General features: G+C 70.8%; 13 protein-coding genes, 1 tRNA gene and 1 pseudogene. 9 read left to right on the forward strand and 6 right to left on the reverse strand.

Translation table 11 applies throughout. The annotated features are described in order from the left end of the window. Positions 1-685 precede the first annotated feature (685 nt). Positions 686-2,803 carry a galactose oxidase-like domain-containing protein gene (locus Apa02nite_RS06950; protein ID WP_239164166.1) on the forward strand — a complete coding sequence of 706 codons (2,118 nt, stop codon included), beginning with the start codon at positions 686-688 and terminating at the stop codon, positions 2,801-2,803. On the opposite strand, the gene Apa02nite_RS06955 is transcribed toward Apa02nite_RS06950, so the two are convergent. Beyond that, positions 2,797-3,372, reverse strand: coding sequence for a helix-turn-helix domain-containing protein (locus tag Apa02nite_RS06955; protein WP_203824320.1), 576 nt, complete (start codon positions 3,370-3,372; stop codon positions 2,797-2,799). The genes Apa02nite_RS06950 and Apa02nite_RS06955 overlap by 7 nt on opposite strands. An 82-nt stretch (positions 3,373-3,454) precedes the next feature. On the opposite strand from Apa02nite_RS06955, the gene Apa02nite_RS06960 reads away from it, so the two are divergent. Beyond that, entirely contained in the window at positions 3,455-4,906 is a 1,452-nt protein-coding gene (locus tag Apa02nite_RS06960) for an MFS transporter (RefSeq protein ID WP_203824321.1), read from the forward strand. Here Apa02nite_RS06960 and Apa02nite_RS06965 read toward each other — a convergent pair. Continuing rightward, entirely contained in the window at positions 4,818-5,201 is a 384-nt protein-coding gene (locus Apa02nite_RS06965; protein WP_067687958.1) for a MarR family winged helix-turn-helix transcriptional regulator, read from the reverse strand. The genes Apa02nite_RS06960 and Apa02nite_RS06965 overlap by 89 nt on opposite strands. Before the next feature lie 102 nt (positions 5,202-5,303). On the opposite strand from Apa02nite_RS06965, the gene Apa02nite_RS06970 reads away from it, so the two are divergent. Further along, positions 5,304-6,752: an MFS transporter gene (locus tag Apa02nite_RS06970; protein ID WP_239164167.1), complete on the forward strand. Its 1,449-nt coding sequence runs from the start codon at positions 5,304-5,306 to the stop codon at positions 6,750-6,752. A gap of 161 nt (positions 6,753-6,913) precedes the next feature. Beyond that, positions 6,914-6,987 (forward strand) — tRNA-Met (locus Apa02nite_RS06975). A 571-nt stretch (positions 6,988-7,558) separates the two neighbouring features. Here Apa02nite_RS06975 and Apa02nite_RS06980 read toward each other — a convergent pair. After that, positions 7,559-8,326 carry a YlbL family protein gene (locus tag Apa02nite_RS06980; protein ID WP_067697315.1) on the reverse strand — a complete coding sequence of 256 codons (768 nt, stop codon included), beginning with the start codon at positions 8,324-8,326 and terminating at the stop codon, positions 7,559-7,561. Between the two features lie 86 nt (positions 8,327-8,412). Here Apa02nite_RS06980 and Apa02nite_RS06985 point away from each other — a divergent pair, with 86 nt between their 5' ends. Further along, complete coding sequence (locus Apa02nite_RS06985; protein WP_203824322.1) at positions 8,413-9,261, forward strand: alpha/beta hydrolase; 849 nt, start codon at positions 8,413-8,415, stop codon at positions 9,259-9,261. A gap of 33 nt (positions 9,262-9,294) precedes the next feature. Here Apa02nite_RS06985 and Apa02nite_RS06990 read toward each other — a convergent pair whose 3' ends face one another. Further along, positions 9,295-10,497, reverse strand: a complete 1,203-nt coding sequence (locus Apa02nite_RS06990; RefSeq protein ID WP_239164168.1) for a lamin tail domain-containing protein — start codon at positions 10,495-10,497, stop codon at positions 9,295-9,297. 45 nt (positions 10,498-10,542) lie between these two features. Here Apa02nite_RS06990 and Apa02nite_RS06995 point away from each other — a divergent pair, with 45 nt between their 5' ends. Both Apa02nite_RS06995 and Apa02nite_RS07000 read left to right on the forward strand, forming a co-directional pair. After that, complete coding sequence (locus tag Apa02nite_RS06995; RefSeq protein ID WP_239164169.1) at positions 10,543-11,319, forward strand: pentapeptide repeat-containing protein; 777 nt, start codon at positions 10,543-10,545, stop codon at positions 11,317-11,319. Between the two features lie 9 nt (positions 11,320-11,328). Next, positions 11,329-12,315: pseudogene (locus Apa02nite_RS07000) on the forward strand (TerC family protein); the annotation flags it as partial. 234 nt (positions 12,316-12,549) lie between these two features. Here Apa02nite_RS07000 and Apa02nite_RS07005 read toward each other — a convergent pair. Then, entirely contained in the window at positions 12,550-13,677 is a 1,128-nt protein-coding gene (locus Apa02nite_RS07005) for a translation initiation factor 2 (protein ID WP_203824324.1), read from the reverse strand. A gap of 158 nt (positions 13,678-13,835) precedes the next feature. Then, positions 13,836-14,687 carry a spermidine synthase gene (locus tag Apa02nite_RS07010; protein ID WP_203824325.1) on the reverse strand — a complete coding sequence of 284 codons (852 nt, stop codon included), beginning with the start codon at positions 14,685-14,687 and terminating at the stop codon, positions 13,836-13,838. An 83-nt stretch (positions 14,688-14,770) separates the two neighbouring features. Here Apa02nite_RS07010 and Apa02nite_RS07015 point away from each other — a divergent pair, with 83 nt between their 5' ends. Beyond that, positions 14,771-16,327: a DUF1800 domain-containing protein gene (locus tag Apa02nite_RS07015; RefSeq protein ID WP_203824326.1), complete on the forward strand. Its 1,557-nt coding sequence runs from the start codon at positions 14,771-14,773 to the stop codon at positions 16,325-16,327. Positions 16,328-16,333: 6 nt separating this feature from the next. Continuing rightward, positions 16,334-17,602, forward strand: coding sequence for a DUF1501 domain-containing protein (locus Apa02nite_RS07020; protein WP_239164170.1), 1,269 nt, complete (start codon positions 16,334-16,336; stop codon positions 17,600-17,602). The last annotated feature ends 8 nt before the right edge of the window (positions 17,603-17,610 follow it).

Below are 17,610 nucleotides of genomic sequence, written 5' to 3' on the forward strand. Positions count from 1 at the left end.
CAAAACGGCCGTCAGGGCCAGCTCGGTCGTCTCGGCTGGGCGTGGCGGCCCTTCTGCGTGTGCCATATCGGCTGTCAGGGCCAGCTCGAGGGCCTCGGCTGGTGGTGGCCCCTTGGGCGGGCCGGCCGGGGTGGCCGGGGTGGCCGGGCCGCCGGGGTGGTCGGGGTGGCCGGCGGGGTCAACCTGGCCGGCTCGGTGCCCTTGGTAGCGGGAGTGGATGGGGCTGGGGGCTGTCCTATTCGGGTGGGGGACAGGGATGGGGACTGCGTCGGGGATGATCCAATTCGGATTGATGGGGTGGGGGCCGTTCGGGTGGGGTGGGCGGCTGTCCGTTTATTGATTGTGGTGGACATTGAAGGTCACCTTTGGTGGGGGTTATGGTGTGCCAAAGGTTGCTGTGATTGGCGGCGCTGAGGATTGTTGCGCGGGGGTCCATTGGTGAGTTCGCCCGATTGATCTTTTGGCGGGCTTTTGGCGTGGGTGGCGTGCTTTCTGGAATCGGGGGAGGCTCGCGGCCCGCGTTGTTGCCGGCTGGGTTCGGCGGGAAATGGGTTCCGATAGGCCTTTTGGGGTGACCGCTGGCTGATTTCGGCGGAGGGACTCATTCATGCGTTCGCGTCGGGCCCTGGTAGCTTCGGGAATTATGTTCGCCCTGATCCTTTTCGGATCATCCGTGGTGAGCCCGGTGGCGGGGCGGGCAGAGGCCGGTGAGCACGTCCACGAGCACGCGCCGGCCGCGGCGCCAGGGCACGAGCACGCGCCGGGTGCGGTGCCAGGGCACCTCCAGACGGAGACGGGTCATCTCCAGGAGGAAGCGGAGCACGAGCACGGGGCTCAGGCGGTGGACGACTCGCCGGAGCACATGGCGGAGGACCTGGTCGGCACCCCGGTGCGGGTGATCGAGGAGCAGACCGCGGCGACTGCGGCGCGGATCCAGCGGGAGACGGGGCTGCGGCCCGGGGTGGCGCGGTCCCGGGCGAACGTGGCCGCGGACCCGGGGGTGTCCGGCGAGTGGAGTCCGGTCACCGCGACCTCGGTGGTTCCGGTGTTCGTGGCGACACTGCCGAACGGCAAGATGTTGATCTGGGATTCGGTGGGTGACAACGCGGCCGAGTCCTATCCGGATCATAGTTTCACCCGGGCGATGGTATGGAATCCCGTCGATGGCACCGAGAAGCGCATTGATCTTCAGGGCACCAACATCTTCTGTGCCGGTTTCGCACACCTCGCGAACGGCAACATCTTGATCGCCGGGGGAAATGCGAACAAACAACTTCAGGGTACGGTCCGGACATATGTCTTCGACTGGCAGGCCGAAACGTGGACCCGCGGGAAAGACATGGCGGCCGGCCGCTGGTATCCGTCGGTGGCGCAGACCGCGAACGGCGAAGAAGTGATCATCGGTGGCGGCCCGGCGACCGCGGAGGTCTATCAGACAGATGGCGCGATTCGGCCGTTGTCCGGGTTCACCCAATACAGCGCGCGGCTCTATCCGTTCCTGGCGTCGCGGCCGGACGCCCAGCTCGGGCTGTTCGGGCCGCACGTCACCGGCTACACGATCACCACGGCCGGCAACGGCGTGATCACGGCGACCACCAACCGGGACGGGATCTACCGGGACTACGGGAGCTTCTCCACGTACGACATCGGGAAGTCGCTGGTGGTCGGGGGTGGCTCGGTCACCGAGGGCGGTGTTGCCAAGGTGCCGACCCGGACCGCGGTCGTGGTGAACAGCGGTGTCGGCTCGGTGCCCTCGTTCGCGGCGACCGGGTCGATGGCGACCGGCCGGCGGCAGTTCAGCGCGACGGTGCTCGCCGACGGTTCGGTGCTGGCGACCGGCGGGCTCGCCAGCACCGCGAAGTCCAGCCTGGTCGACCTGGACAACGCGGTGACGGCGGCGGAACGCTGGGATCCGGCGACCGGGCAGTGGACCGGGCTGGCGAGCGCGAGCCGGATCCGGCAGTACCACTCGACGGCCGCGCTGCTGCCGGACGGGCGGGTGATGACCGGCGGCGGTGGCATCTGTTCGACCTGCATGACGGTCGGCTACCTGGAGAAGAACGTCGAGTACTTCAGCCCGCCGTACCTGTTCGCGAAGGACGGCAGCGGCGCTCCCGCGGTGCGACCGGTGATCTCGACCGCGCCGGCGAGCGTCGGGATCAACACGAACTTCGCGGTCACCTCGGCCCAGGCGGCCGGGATCAAGAAGGTCGCGCTGGTCGGGCTGGCCGACGTCACGCACGGCGTGGATCAGGGCCAGCGCTACGTACCCCTGAAATTCTCGGTGTCGGGGACGACGCTGACCGTGACCGGACCGCCGAACGGTGGCGTGGCACCTCCCGGTTATTACATGCTCTTCGTGATCGACGCGAACGGCGTGCCGTCGGTCGCCAAGATCGTGCAGGTGGCCAAGGGCCCGAGCCCGGTGATGAGCCAGGTCAAGAACAACACCGGCCGGTGCGTGGACGTGCCGTCGTCGGCGATCGCCAGCCGCACCTACCTGCAGCTCTACAACTGCAACGGCTCCAAGGCGCAGTCGCTGACCCGGCTGCCGGACGACCGGACGCTGCGGATCATGGGCAACTGCCTGGACGTGCCGTCCGGGAACTACGTGAACAACCAGCGGCTCTGGGCCTACACCTGCAACCGGTCCGGCCCGCAGACCTGGCAGTTCAACGCGGACGGCACGATCCGGCCGGTGGGCAACACCACGCTGTGCCTCTCCGCGGCGTCGTCGCTGAACCAGGCGATTCTCCGCCTCAACACGTGCACCGGCGTGGTGTTCCAGAAGTGGACCTACTGACCGGCCGCCGGTCGGTCGCCGTGCGGGCCGTACAGGTGCAGGATCTCGGCGGAGGCGCCGCCCGGGCCGAACCAGTGCGGCTCGGCGGTGTCGAAGTCGGCCGTGTCGCCGGGGTGCAGCAGCAGCGTGCGGTCGCCGAGCAGCAGCCGGACCGTGCCGGACAGCACGTGGAACCAGGCGTGCCCGGGGTGGCTGACCAGGGCCGGCGGGGTGCGCCCGGCGCCGAGGATCTGTTTGAAGACCTGGAGCCGGCCCGGGTATGCGGTCAGCGGCACGATCACGCTCGGGTTCCCGGTGCGCGGCTCGGTGCGGTGCGGGGTCAGGTGGGCGCGCGGGTCGCCGGTCGGCGGGGCGCCGATCAGGTGGTCGAGCGCCATCCGGTGCATCCGGGCCAGCGGGATCAGCAGGTCCAGCGTGGGCCGGCGCTTGCCGGACTCGAGGCGGGACAGGGTGCTCACCGACAGGCCGGTCGCGGACGCCAGATCGTCCAGGGTGAGCCCGCGGTCCTGCCGGATCCGGCGCAGGCGCGGGCCGATCCCGTCGAGCAACTCGGCCAGGTCAGGGTCCACCCCTGCAGTTTGCGGTCTTCGCAAGTTCGCTGGGACGGCGGGGCCCGCGCGGCGACCATCACGGTGACACGAAGGAGCCGTGATGGAGAAGACACGTCGTTGGGTGGTGCTGGCGATCTGCTGCACCAGCATCTTCCTGGTCGGGATGGACACCACGGTGGTGAGCGTGGCGCTGCCGTCGATCGGCCGGGACCTGGGCCTCGGGGTCCGTGAGCTGGAGTGGGCGGTCGACGCGTACACGCTGGTGCTGGCGAGCCTGCTGATCACGTCGGGGGCGCTGGCCGACCGGGTCGGCCGCCGGCGGATCTTCCGGGTCGGGCTGGTGCTGTTCGCGGCCGGGTCGGTGGGGTGCGCGCTGGCGCCGGGGCTCGGTGCGCTGGTGGCGGCGCGGGTCGTCCAGGGCGTGGGCGGGTCGATGCTGAGCCCGGTGGCGCTGGCCATCGTGGTCAGCACGATCACCGACGCGCGGCAGCGGGCGCAGGCGATCGGGATCTGGGCGGCGGTGTTCGGGCTCAGCATGGCGGCCGGGCCGGTGCTCGGCGGCGCGATCGTCACGGGCCTGGGCTGGCGGCCGGTGTTCGGGGTCAACCTGCCGATCATCGCGGTCGTGCTGGTCCTGACCGTGATCTACGTGCCGGAGTCGCGGTCACCCCAGCCACGGCGGTTGGACCCCACCGGCCAGGTGCTGCTCACGGTCCTGGTCGGGACGGTGGTCGCGGTTCTCATCGAAGGGCCGCGGGTGGGCTGGTGGTCCGGTCCGTCGATGATTTCGTACGGGGTGATCGCGGCCGCCGCGATCACGTTCAGTGTGGTGGAGGCCCGTCGTGCCGAGCCGCTGATGGACCTGCGGCTGTTCCGGCGGCTCCCGTTCGCCGCGGCCGTCGGCGGCGCGGTGGTGATCTTCACGGCGCTGAACCTGACCCTGCTGCTCGGCACGTTCTACCTGCAGCAGGTACGCGGGATGAGCCCGATCGCGGCCGGCCTGGTCACGCTGCCGATGGCGGTCGCCGCGACGGTCTGCGCGCCGCTCTCCGGCTACCTGGTGGGGCGCTCCGGGCCGCGCCTGCCGCTGCGCCTGGCCGGGGTGAGCACCACGATCGGCGGGCTCCTGCTGGTCGGGCTGAACGAGCGGACCGGGGTGCCGGTGCTGCTCACCGCGTACCTTTTTGTGGGTGTGGGTGTAGGTTTCGCCAACGCGCCGATCACCAATACCGCGGTCAGCGGCCTGCCGGCGGCCCGCGCCGGAGTGGCCGGCGGGATCGCCTCGACGGCGCGACAGGTCGGCGCGGCGCTCGGCATCGCGCTCGCCGGTGGGCTGGTCGCGGACCCCGGCCCGGCCGGCCTGGCCGCGGCGACCCGCCCGGGCTGGTTCCTGGTCGCGGCCGGTGGCCTGGCCCTGCTGCTGATCGCCCAGGTCTCGCTGGCGCCCGGTGACGCCGGCCGGGTCAGCCCGGGGCCGGGCTCAGGTGCTCGGCCAGCACCGCGAGATGGGTCTTACGAGCCTCGGCCCAGCGTTCCCGGCCGGTCTCGGTGATCTCCACGAACACCCCGCGCCGGTCGTCCTCGCAGTGGGTGCGCTCGACCAGCTCGTTCTTCACCAGGCGGCTCACCGTCCGGGACAGGGCGCTCTGGCTGAGATACATCGTCTCGGCGAGATCCTGCATGCGCCGCTTGTCACACTTCTGGGTGGTGAGACGGTCGAGAGTCTCGTACTCACTGAGAGTGATGCCGTGCGCCTCGCCGAGGACCCGCTCGAGGTGACAGGCGACCTCGTTGTAGCTGCTCAGGAGTGCTCGCCAGCGCTCGACGAGGTCTGTTTCCCGCTCCATGGGGGGCATCTTACTCCGTACGAGTCAGTTGATGCATGTGAAATTAATGCTGCGGCATTGGATGCTTGAACATTAGATGCGCACGCATCTAATGTCTCCACCGTGACTATCACCGAAACTCCGGCCCCGTCGGCCTCGCCGGCGCAGGCCGCGGAACAGCGCTGGACACCACGGCTCTGGGGCGTGCTCGCGGTGTTGTGCGCGGTCCTGTTCCTCGACGGCCTGGACGTCTCGATGGTCGGGGTGGCGCTGCCCTCGATCGGCTCCGAGCTCGGCCTCTCCACCACCTCCCTGCAGTGGATCGTCAACGGCTACGTGCTCGGCTACGGCGGCCTGCTGCTGCTCGGCGGGCGCACCGCCGACCTGCTCGGTCGCCGCAAGGTCTTCCTGATCGCGCTCGGGGTCTTCACCGTGGCCTCGCTGATCGGCGGCCTCGTCGACGACGGCGGGCTGCTGATCGCCACCCGGTTCATCAAGGGCCTGGCCGCCGCGTTCACCGCGCCGACCGCGATGAGCATCCTGACCACCACGTTCCCGGAGGGCTCGGCGCGCAACCGGGCGCTCTCCATCTTCACGGTCTTCGGCGCCAGCGGATACTCCTCCGGCCTGATCCTCGGCGGCGTGCTGACCAGCCTGGGCTGGCGGTGGACGTTCCTGGTCCCGGTGCCGCTCGCGCTCGCCGCGCTGATCGCCGGGCTCGTGCTCATCCCGCGCGACAAGCCGGCCGCCGGCGGTGGTCACGACCCGATCGGCGCGGTCACCCTGGTCGGCGGGATGCTGCTCGCGGTCTACACCGTGGTCACCGCCCCGCAGCGCGGCTTCGAACCGCTCACCGTCGGCCTCGCGGTGCTCGCGGTGGCCCTGCTGGCCGGGTTCGTGATCGCGGAGAGCCGGGTCCGGCACCCGCTGGTGCGGCTGAGCATCTTCCGGATCGGCACCATCGTGCGGGCCAACGCCAGCATGGTCGCGCTGATGGGTTCGTACGTCAGCTTCCAGTTCATGATGACGCTCTACCTGCAGGACGTGCTGCACTGGACGCCGCTGCGGATGGCCCTGGCGCTGCTCCCGGCCGGCCTGATCGTCGCGTTCGGCTCACCGTTCATGGGCCGGCTGATCGACCGCTACGGCACCGCGCCGCTGATCGTGGCCGCGATGATCTCGCTCAGCTCCGGATACGTCTGGTTCCTGGTCACCGCCGGTAGCCGGCCCGGCTACCTGGTCACCGTGCTCCCGGCGATGCTGCTGCTGGGTGGTGGCTTCGCGTTCGGCTTCAGCTCGATCATGGCGCAGGCCACCGACGGCATCGACGACTCGGAGCAGGGCCTGGCGTCCGGGCTGGTGCAGTCGTCCGGGCAGGTCGGCACCGCGCTGGTGCTGGCGGTGGTCACCGGCCTGATCGCCTCGGCCACGACGGCGGCCTCCGTTTCCGGCTCCGGGGACTTCACGGCGTTCCGGCCCGGGGTCAATCTGGTCACCGGAGTGGCGGTGGCGGGGCTGCTGCTGAACGCGATTGCGATGATCGCGGCGAGATCCCGCCGCATTTCTGCCTGATTTTCAAAAATGGTCAGCTGATTTTCCGAAAAATGGCCGTTCCCGGCGAGGGGCTCACGCTTCCGTGAGCTCCTCGCCGTTCTTGTTTCCCCTGGTGGGAGTGGGTGCGAGGGGCCGGATTCGTCGTTCTCGGTATGAGTGCGCTAGTCTTTAGAAGCCGACGCGGGGTGGAGCAGCTCGGTAGCTCGCTGGGCTCATAACCCAGAGGTCGCAGGTTCAAATCCTGTCCCCGCTACGAGTGGCAGAGGGTCCTGTGTTCGCGGAAAGCGCGAACTCGGGGCCCTCTTCGCTTTGCTGGCTCCGGGGCCGAGCCCCGGAAACCCGCGTGACGGCGGGGCGCGGTGGGCGGTCCGGTTGCGGTGGGCTGGAGAGGTCCCTGCGGGTCCGGTGCGTCACCGTTGTCAGCCACCTCACGGCCGAGCGTGTGAAGTTACGGCGCGCTCCGCACCGAAAGTCCCCACGCAGCGGTTGCGGCCAGCGTGTGCGGTGCGCGCCGAAAGTCCCCACGCAGCGGCTGCGGCCGCCTTGTGTGTGAAGTTGTGGTGCGCTCCGCACCGAAAGTCCCCACGCAATGCTTGCAGCCGGGCTTGCGTGTGAAGTTGTGGTGCGCTCCACGCCGAAAGTCCCCACGTTGCGGCTGTTGCTGGCTTGTGTGGGGAGTTGTGGTGCGGTGCGCGCCGAAAGTCCCCACGCAACGGCTGCGGGCGGCCTGCGTGTGAAGTTGTGGTGCGCTCCGCACCGAAAGTGCCCACGCTGCGGCTGTTGCTGGCTTGTGTGGGGAGTTGCGGTGGGGTGGGTGCCTGCGGTCAGCAGGGGGTGGGGGTGCCGCCGGTGGTGTAGGTGCGGAGGGCCGTGAGGGCGTCCGTCACGGTGGCGACCTTGGCCAGGGTGAGACCCGGGACGGTGTTGCGGGAGGCTTCGGCGCAGTTGGCGGCCGGGACCAGGAAGAGCTCGGCGCCGTCGGAGCGGGCGCCGACGAGTTTCTGGGGGATGCCGCCGATCGGGCCGACCTTGCCGTCGTCGTCGATGATGCCGGTGCCCGCGATGATCCGGCCGCCGGTGAGATCGGCCGGGGTCAGCTTGTCGATGATGCCCAGGGTGAAGATCAGGCCGGCGCTCGGGCCACCGATCTTGTCGAGGTCGATGGCGACGGTGAACGGCGCGGTCTTCTCGGGCGGGTAACCCAACTCGCGCAGGGCGACCTTCTCCGCGCTGGTCTGCGACGAGGTGAACTGCTCGGCGTTCTGCGTGTCGACCTGCTTGGTGGTCTTGTCGGGCGGGAAGACCACGCTGCGCGGCACCAGCGCGCGGGTGTCGTCGAACCAACTGCTGGCCGCCTCGCCGAGGCCGACGTCGGTCTGCACCTCGACCGTGGTCATCCGCAGCTGCCCGGCGGACACCGAGGCCTCCGTGCCGGTCACGGTGATCACCTGCTTGCCGTCCTTGCTGCCGAGCACGTCGATGGTGGGTCCGGGCTCCAGCACCACGTACGGCAGTGGGAGCAGGCCGGCACCGGCACCGAGCAGCGCGGTGACCACGGCGCCCGCGATGACGGCGACACCACGACGATTCATGTCCGCGAGCGTACCGATCGGGATCGGCGGGGTCGGAGGACCATGGCGCCGGGCTTAAGATCCGCCCGAGTGCGAGGAGCGACCTGATGACCGACCTGCCACTGCCGGTGCACTACAGCCGGCGTGCGGCGCTGCGCCACCGCGCCGCAAACCCGCGAGGCCTGCCGCCGGGCGCCAAAAAGCCCGGCATCGAGCAGGCCGGCATCGAGCAGGCCGGCATCGAGCAGGCCGGCATCGAGCAGGCCGGCGTCGAGCAGGCCGGTGGAGGGGACGCGAAGCTGCCGGTGGTGCTCGTGCACGGGACCAACGGGCGATCAGTTTCGGACTGGTTCACGCTTGCGCCGCTGCTGGTCAACGACGGGCGGGACGTCTTCCCGTTCGACTGGCGCCGGGCCCGGCCGGTCGGGGACGTCAGCGCCACCCACCACCACGCCGTCGAGCTGGCCGCGTTCGTCGGCGAGGTCCGGGCCGCGACCGGCGCGGAGCGGGTCGACCTGGTCGGGCACTCGTGGGGCGCGGTGCTCGGGCAGTACCTGGTGCGCTGCCTGGACGGCGACGCGGCCGGGTCGGTCCGGTCGCTGGTCGGGCTGGCGCCGACCTACGGCGGGACGACGCTGCACGGGGTGCTCCGCCGGCCGCAGCACCTGCCGGCCGGAGTGCGGCGGTGGCTGGACGCCAAGATCCCCACCTGGGTGGAGCAGATCCCGGACTCCGCGGTGCTGCGGGCCATCCAGGCCGCCCCGGCGCCGCCGGGAGTGCGGTCCACCACGATCGTCACCCGGTACGACCAGATGGTCACGCCGTACCGGGCGTCGTTGCGTGCCGTCCCCGGCGCGACCCCGGTGGTGCTGGACCGGCGCGCGGTGGTCGGGCACCTGGGGATCCTGCACCACCCGGCGGCGCTGAGCCGGGTCCTCGCCGCCCTGCGGGACTAGGGCCTCGCACTCGGCCGACCTCCGGAAAAGGGACTAGCAGGCGGTGTATCCGCGGCCGGCCGACGACCAGGAGCAGGTGTCGATCGTCTTGCCGCCGCTGCTGCGCAGCGTGGCGGCGTCGCCGCCGTTGTTCCAGATGTGGCCGGTCCGGCCCCAGAAGCGGGTGCTCGCGGTGTTCGAGCCCTTTCCGGTACGGATGAGCACGCTCTTGCCGGCCCCCAACCGGAAGGTGCTGAACGTGTAGGTGTTCCCGGCCCGGTCCCGGACCGTCCAGCCGGTGAGCGTGGTCGTCACCCGGGTCTTGTTGGTGAGCCTGACGTATTCACCGTTGACGCTGGCGTTCGTCCGGGTGTCGGTGCCCGCCGCGTTGTACCGGATCCGGGTGAACCGGACCGAACCCACGGCCGGCGCGCTGGGTGTGGCCGCCTGATCCGGATCGGTCCAGGTCGGGGCGGGCACCGGGGTGGCCCCGGTCGGCGCCGGTGTGGACCCGGCCGTGCCGGCGACCGTCACCTTCGTGGTCGCCGAGTACCCGGCGACCACGAAGTTCTCCGGGTCGGCCCAGTCGCCGCCGGTGCTGATCCAGGCGCGGTAGGCCGGCGTGCCGCCCGGCTGGCCGGTGGCCGTCGCGGTGTATGAGATCGGCGACTCCCCGATCCTCCCGGACACGACCGTGGTCCAGCCGCCGTTGGTGTACCGCTGGATCGTCACCGGCAGGGTCGGCTCACCGGGGTTGACCGTCACGGTGAAGGCGGCCGTGTTGTCCGCGCTCGAGGTGACCTTGAGCTCCGGTACCACCCGGACCGCGGCGTACCGGCGGTTGGAGTACCCGTCGTCGGTGCCGACCATCATGATGTGGCCGGAGTCCAGCGGCCGCTTGATGCTCCAGTGCCCGCTGCTGTCCGCCTTGGTGGTCAGCGCCGGCCAGGGCCCGGTGTCCGAGTGGCTGTAGTCGTTCGCCGGGTGCTGGGCCAGCTGCGCCTTGGTGTCCTTGGCGCCGTAGACGTACGCCTCCTCGTAGAGCGTGACGACGTCGCCGGCCTGCGCGGTGCCGGACAGCGTGATCGGGTGGTTGGCGTCGTACCCGGTGGCGATCGGTATCCGGTTGAACGTCGGGAGCTGTGCCGCCGGCGCGGGGGTTCCGCCGATCAGCGCGGCGGCGCCGAACAGGCCGAAAGCGCCGGTCAGGCCGATGATCGAAAGTGCTGGGCGATGCTTGTGGCAGTCCTCGGTCATGACCTTCGAAGCTATCGAGGAGTCGTGCCGGAGAATGGCAGTTCTATGGAAACCAATGAGATGCCCCGGCTGGAAGCCGACTGCTCACGCTGCGCGGGGCTCTGCTGTGTGGCACCGGCGTTCGCCAAGTCGTCGGACTTCGCGGTGAACAAGCCGGCCGGGCAGGCCTGCAAGAACCTGAGCGACGACTTCCGCTGCCGGATCCATGAGGAGCTGCCGGAGCGCGGGTTCCGCGGCTGCGTGGTGTTCGACTGTTTCGGCGCCGGGCAGCGGATCACCCAGGAGACGTTCGGCGGGCAGGACTGGCGGTCCACCCCGAAGATCGCGGGTGGGATGTTCGCCGTGCTCCCGGTGATGCGGCAACTGCACGAGCTGCTCTGGCTGATCGACGAGGCGTTGCGGCTGGACGAGGCGCGCAAGCTGCACCCGAAGCTGCGGGCGGCCCGCGACGAGATCGACGCGGTGGCCGGGCGACCGGCCGCGGAGCTGCGCGGGACGGACGTGGACTCGTACCGGAAAAGGGTTGTGCCGTTGTTGCGCCGGGCCAGTGAGCTGGCGCGAGCCGGCGCCGGAGGCCGCCGCCCGGACCACAGCGGCGCGCAGTTGATCGGCAGCCGGATGCGCGGGGCCGACCTGCGCGGGGCGAGTTTCCGCGGCGCCCTGCTGATCGGTGCCGACCTGCGCGACGCGGATCTGCGGCGGGCCGATTTCACCGGGGCGGACCTGCGGGGCGCGGACCTGCGCGGCGCCGATCTGACCGGCGCGCTGTTCCTGACGACGTCACAACGGCGAGCCGCAGTGACCGACACCGATCACCTCTAAGCTGAGCCGATGCAGCAAGTGTCCCCTCTGGTGTGGCTGTTGACGGTTCTCGGGATCGTCGGTCTGCTGCTTTTCGACTTCTTCGTCCATGTCCGCCGCGCGCACGTGCCCCGCCTGCGCGAGGCGGCGACCTGGACCTCGATCTACGTGGCGATCGCGATCCTGTTCGGTGTCGGTGTGTGGATCTTCGGTGGTTCCACCATGGGCGCCGAGTACTTCGCCGGGTACGTCACCGAGGAGGCGCTCTCGGTCGACAACCTGTTCGTCTTCCTGCTGCTGCTCGGCAGCTTCAAGGTGCCCCGGGCCGATCAGCAGAAGGTGCTGCTGGTCGGGATCGCGGTGTCGCTCGTCGCCCGGACCGCGTTCATCCTGCTGGGCGCCGCGCTGATCAACTCGTTCGCCTGGATCTTCTACCTGTTCGGGCTGATCCTGCTGCTCACCGCGGGCAACCTGGTGCGCGGCACGAGCCAGGAGGAGGACGAGACGCCGGACAACGTGGTGATCCGGCTGGCCCGGCGGGTGCTGCGGACCTCCGACGAGTACGACGGGGACAAGCTGGTCACCCACCGCGACGGCAAGCGGGTGCTGACCCCGATGCTGCTGGTCATGGTCGCGATCGGCGGCACCGACATCCTGTTCGCGCTGGACTCGATCCCGGCCATCTTCGGGCTCACCCAGAACGTCTACCTGGTCTTCACCGCGACCGCGTTCTCGCTGCTCGGGCTGCGGCAGCTGTACTTCCTGATCGACGGGCTGCTGGACCGGCTGGTCTACCTGTCGTACGGGCTGTCCGCGATCCTGGCGCTGATCGGCGTGAAGCTGATCCTGCACGCGCTGCACCAGAACAACGTGCCGTTCATCAACGAGGGCGAGCACATCGGGGTCATCGAGATCCCGACCGCGGCCTCCCTGGCGATCATCGTGGGGGTGCTGCTGCTCACCGTGGTGGCGTCGCTGCTGAGCCCGAAGGGCCGGTTCCGGACGTACACCGCGGCGGCCCGGCGCCGGGCCGTGGAGTTCCTCGAGGTCGAGAAGGACCCGGCGTACTGCGACGAGGTGTACCACCGGCTGCTCGACGAGGAGAAGCACCTGCGCTCGCTGCCGGAGCGGTACCAGGACCGGATCCGGCAGCAGGACGACCTGATGAACCTGCTGCGCCGCGCACACCAGGTGCACGCGGAGCGGGTCGCAGCCGGGAGTTGCTTCGTGCCGTCGGAGCCCGCGGAGCCGTCAACGGCGTGAGTGCGGGTCCTCCGACCGGTTCAGGTAGGTGGACAGGTTGGTGGTCCGGCCCTCGAGCCGGGTGAGCCCGCTCTGCTCCTCCTCGTCGTCGGAGGACGACATCAGGCTGGCCACCCGGGCCGCCAGCGTCGACGCGCGGGAGGCCAGGTCGGGTTGGGAATACCGGGAGTCCAGCTCGGCGCGCTTGGCCTCCTCGGCGCGCATGGCGTCGGCCTCCACGCCGGGGCGGGCCACGTATCCGCGGTTGCCCGAGGTCGGCATCGACGAGATCGGCACCGAGGACACCGGGATGTCCTGTTCGTAGCTCTGCTCCTGGTAGCCCTGGTCCTGGTAGCCCGGCTCCTGGTACGCCTGCTCCTGGTAGACCGGCTGCTGGTAGGACTGCTCCTGGTAGCTCTGCTCCTGGTATGCCGGCTCGGCGTAGACCGGCTCCTGGTAGCCCTGCTGCTCCTGGTAGGCGGGCTGCTCCTGGTAGGCGGGCTCGGTGTAGGCCGGCTCGTCGTAGGTGGCCTCGGCGTAGATCGGCTCGGCCGGCTCCGGCTCCGGGCCCGGCACCTGCACCGAACCGAGCAGCGACACCGTCTGCCCCTCGCCGCCCTGGTAGTTGCTGAACTCCGGGCCGATCACCAGCCGGGACAGCATCCGGGCGTGCGCCGGCGCGACACCGATCTCGGTGGCGTTCTCCACCCGGAACCGGGCGATCGCCTGGCGTAGCACGTTCGCCAGGCGGTCCGCGTCGCCGACCGTGGCCAGGTCGCCGCCGGCGAACACCAGGGCCGGGTAGCTGCCCTCGGGGCCGTTGCAGACCAGCTGGATCTGGGTGACCGTGGCGGTCCGGCCGGTGTCCCGGTTGCCCGGCTGCACCCGCAGGTGCTGTGGCCAGAGCCAGAACAACTCGCCGCTACTGAGCGTGTTGCCGTCCGCATACGTATAGCGAACTCGCCGGTCGGTGACGAGAACCTCGGTCTCCTCCGGCAGGGTCCATCGTGGCAGCGAGGAGGCCTCGTCGAACGCATACTCGGCCACGGCGCAGCGGCCGCGCCAGAGCACCCGCTCGCCGCTGTCCAGCGGACCGGGGTCAATACCCGGGGCCGACAGGAAGTGCTGGTGGAACATGGTTCCCTTCCCCGTTCACGCCACGATCGGAAAACGCAGCCGCAACGATTACAGCCCTGTCCTGCCAGTGCCGCCAGTGACCCGACGCGAATCACACCGGAACTTACCGTTTTGACACCGGACGGTGATGACCGGTGAACCATCGGCCGACAATACCGTTACTTTCGGTTACCGAACAGGGCGGCCGGTGGGGCCGGGGACGCGACCGCCACCGCGTCGAGGACCGGGACCGCTCCGGCCGCGAACCGATCAAGATCAGTCTCCACTCGTCCCGGGAACCAGTCACCCGCGGCTCGCCGGGTCAGCTCGGCCACCGGGGGTGGTGTGCGGCCGGCGAGCACCACCAGATTGCCGAACCGGCGGCCGCGGAGCACCCCGGCGTCGGCAACCAGACAGGCCTGCGGCAGGACCGACCGGATCGTGGCGACCTGACTGCGGGCGTGTTTGAGGGGCGGGCCGTCGGCCACGTTCGCGATCAGCCAGCCGTCCGGGGCGAGCACCCGGGCCAGGTGCCGGGCGAACTCGACCGAGGCGAGGTGGGCCGGGGTGCGTGCGCCGGCGAAGACGTCCAGGACGATCACGTCGTACCCGGAATCCTTCATGCCCTCGACGGCCTCGCGCGCGTCGCCCACCCGGACCCGGATGCCGGCCTGTGCCGGGAGCGGAAGCTCCCGCCGGACCAGCTCGACGAGCGGACCGTCGATCTCCACCACCCGCTGCGCCGAGCCCGGCCGGGTCGTGGCCAGGTACCGCGGCAGGGTCAGCGCGCCACCGCCCAGGTGCAGCGTGCGCAGCGGGCGGCCGGGCGCCGCGACCAGGTCGATCGCGGCGGCCATCCGCCGGATGTACTCGAACTGCAGGTACGTCGGGTCGGCCAGGTCCACGTGTGACTGCGGCGCGCCGTCCAGCAGCAGTGTGAACGCGGTGTCCCGGTCCGGGTCCGGTACCAACTCGGCGACGCCCGAGGCGACCGTCTCCACCCGGCGTCGTGACGCCCTGCGCTGTGCCATCCGATCATTGTCCCCGGTAGCAGATCGGGAGCGGCGGGCCGGGAACCCGACAGTGGCCCGGGTGACTTCCGACGTGTAGCCGCGTGACGGTTATCGAGCAGACCCTGAACCGGCGTACCGCGATCGGTGGCGCGGTCGCGACCGGCGCCGCCGCCGTGCTTCTCGACGGTGCGCCGGCCCGCGCCGCGGCGGAGCCGGGTGCCGGGACCGGCGGCCTGCTCCCGGCCGACCCGCTGCTGCACCTGCTGCGCCGGGCCACGTTCGGGCCGAGCCCGTCCTCGATCGCCGAGATCCGCAAGCTGGGCGCCGGCGCCTGGCTGGACCGGCAGCTCACGCCGGCCTCGATCGACGACGCGGCGGCCGAGCGGCTGATCGCCCGGCTGCCGCTGAGCGGCCTGAGCATCGCCGAGATCCGCGCCAAGGTCACCGCCGGGCAGCTCAAGCAGTACGGCTGGGATCCGATGTGGCAGCTCGCCTTCGCCGCGCCGGTCCGGGCGATCTGGAGCGAACGGCAACTCTACGAGGTGATGACCGACTTCTGGTCCAACCACCTCAACGTCACCTGCCCGTCCGGCGACGTCTGGGACAACCGCACCGACTACGACCGCACGGTGATCCGCAAGTACGCCCTGGGCACCTTCGCCGACCTGCTCAAGGCCTCGGCCCGGCACCCGGCCATGCTCACCTACCTGGACAACCGGTTCTCCACCCGGCTGGCGCCGAACGAGAACTACGGCCGGGAACTGCTCGAACTGCACACCGTCGGGCTGGGCTACACCGAGGCGGACGTGAAGGACGCGGCCAAGCTGCTCACCGGCCTGACCGTGAACGGCACCACCGGGGCCTACCGGTACGACGCCGCCAACCACGCCGTCGGCCCCGTCAAGATCCTGACCTTCGCGCACGCCAACGCGACCACCACCGGTGGCGAGGCGGCCGCCCTGGCCCTGCTCGACCACCTGGCGATGCACCCGGCCACCGCCCGCCGGATCGTCAGCAAGCTGTGCGTCCGGTTCGTCGCCGACGAGCCGCCCGCGACCCTGGTCACCAAGCTGGTCAAGGTCTACCTGGACAACCGGTCGGCGATCGTGCCGGTGCTGCGCGCGCTGTTCACCTCTCCGGAGTTCGCCGGCGCGATCGGCGCGAAGACCCGGACCCCGCTGGAGGACCTGGCCGCCACCGTCCGGATCCTCGGGTACGGCCCGCCGGCCAGCGGCACCAAGACCTTCGAGAGCCTGTACTGGATGGTCCGCAACGCCGGGCACGCGCCGCTGGGCTGGGGCCCGCCGAACGGCTACCCGGACGTCGCGGCGGCCTGGGCGTCCCCGTCCGGGCTGCTGGTCCGGTGGAACTTCCACCTGTCGATCGCGGCCGGGTACTGGCCGGCCGATCTGGTCAGGCCGGCCAACCTGCTGACCGGGATGATCGGCGCCGCGCCGGCCACCTACGGCGCGCTGATCGACGCGACCGCCGTGCGGCTGCTCGGTACCACGCTCACCGCCGCGCAGAACGCCGCGCTGGCGACTTTCTACGGCAAGGCACCGTCCTCGCAACTGAAGGCCAACGATCCGGCCGCAGGCTGGATGTATCCGTACTTGATGGCGATGCTGCTGAACTCGCCGACCTTCGCTCTGAGGTGAGGACTGTTGACGACGACTGCCTGTGGTTGTGAGGAAGAGCGCCGGGTGACCCTGTCCCGGCGGCGGGTGCTGGCCGCCGGTGCGGCGGGCGCGTTCGCCGGGCTGGCCGGTTCGCAGCTCGACACCCAGCTGGCGTTCGCGGCCGACCCGGCGTACTCGGGGGACGTGCTGGTGCTGCTCTCGCTGCGCGGCGGGTTCGACGGGCTGTCCGCGGTGGTGCCGGCCGGCGATCCGGCGTACTACGCGGCCCGGCCGACGATCGGGGTGCCGAAAGGGCAGCTGATCGGCGGGGGGACGTTCTTCGGGCTGCATCCGGCGCTGGCGCCGCTGCTGCCGTACTGGACCTCGGGCACGCTGGCCGCCGTGCACGCGGCCGGGCAGCCGGCACCGAACCGGTCGCACTTCTCCGCGATGGAGGAGCTGGAACGGGCCGCGCCGGGCACCTCGACCCGGACCGGCTGGCTGAACCGGATGCTCGGCTCGCTCGGCGCGGACGACCCGTTCGGCGCGGTCGCGATGGGCACCGCGCGGCCGTCCCGGGTGCTGGACGGGCCGGCGCCGTACCTCGGCCTCACCTCGGTCGACGGGCTGACGCTGAGCGGGGACGACGCCGCCAAGCCGCTCGCCGCCGCGATGGCGGCGCTCTACACCGGCGCCCCGCCCGCGCTGGCCCGGACGGCCGGGCAGCTCACCGGGGCCCTGGCCCGGGCGAAGACGCTGCGGGCCGCGGGGTACACGCCGGCCAACGGGGCGGCGTACCCGGACTCCGAGCTGGGCGCCGCGCTGCGCGACGTGGCCCGGCTGATCAAGACGGACGCCCGGCTGATGACCGCGACGGTGGACTCCGGCGACTGGGACATGCACGAGAACCTGGGCATCGCCCAGCCCGGCCGGCGGATGCACGACCAGCTCGCCAAGCTGGCCGCCGCGATCGCCGCGTTCGCCACCGACCTCGGCGCCGAGGGCCTGCGCCGGGTCACCCTGATCACGATCAGCGAGTTCGGCCGCCGGGTCGGGCAGAACGGCTCCGGCGGGCTGGACCACGGGTACGGCAACGCCATGTTCGTGCTCGGCGGCGGTGTGCGGGGCGGCAAGGTCTACGGCACCTGGCCGGGGCTGGCCGCCGCCCAGCTGCGGGACGGCGACCTCGCGGTGACCACCGACTACCGCGCGGTGATCGGGGAGATCCTGCGGGCCCGGTGCGGGGTGGGCAGTCTGTCCGCGGTCTTCCCGGGTGTCACAGCGTCGTCGCTGGGACTGGTTGACTTTCGCTGAAAGCCATA

Origin of the sequence: Actinoplanes palleronii, assembly GCF_016862315.1 — a bacterium.
GTDB lineage: Bacteria > Actinomycetota > Actinomycetes > Mycobacteriales > Micromonosporaceae > Actinoplanes > Actinoplanes palleronii.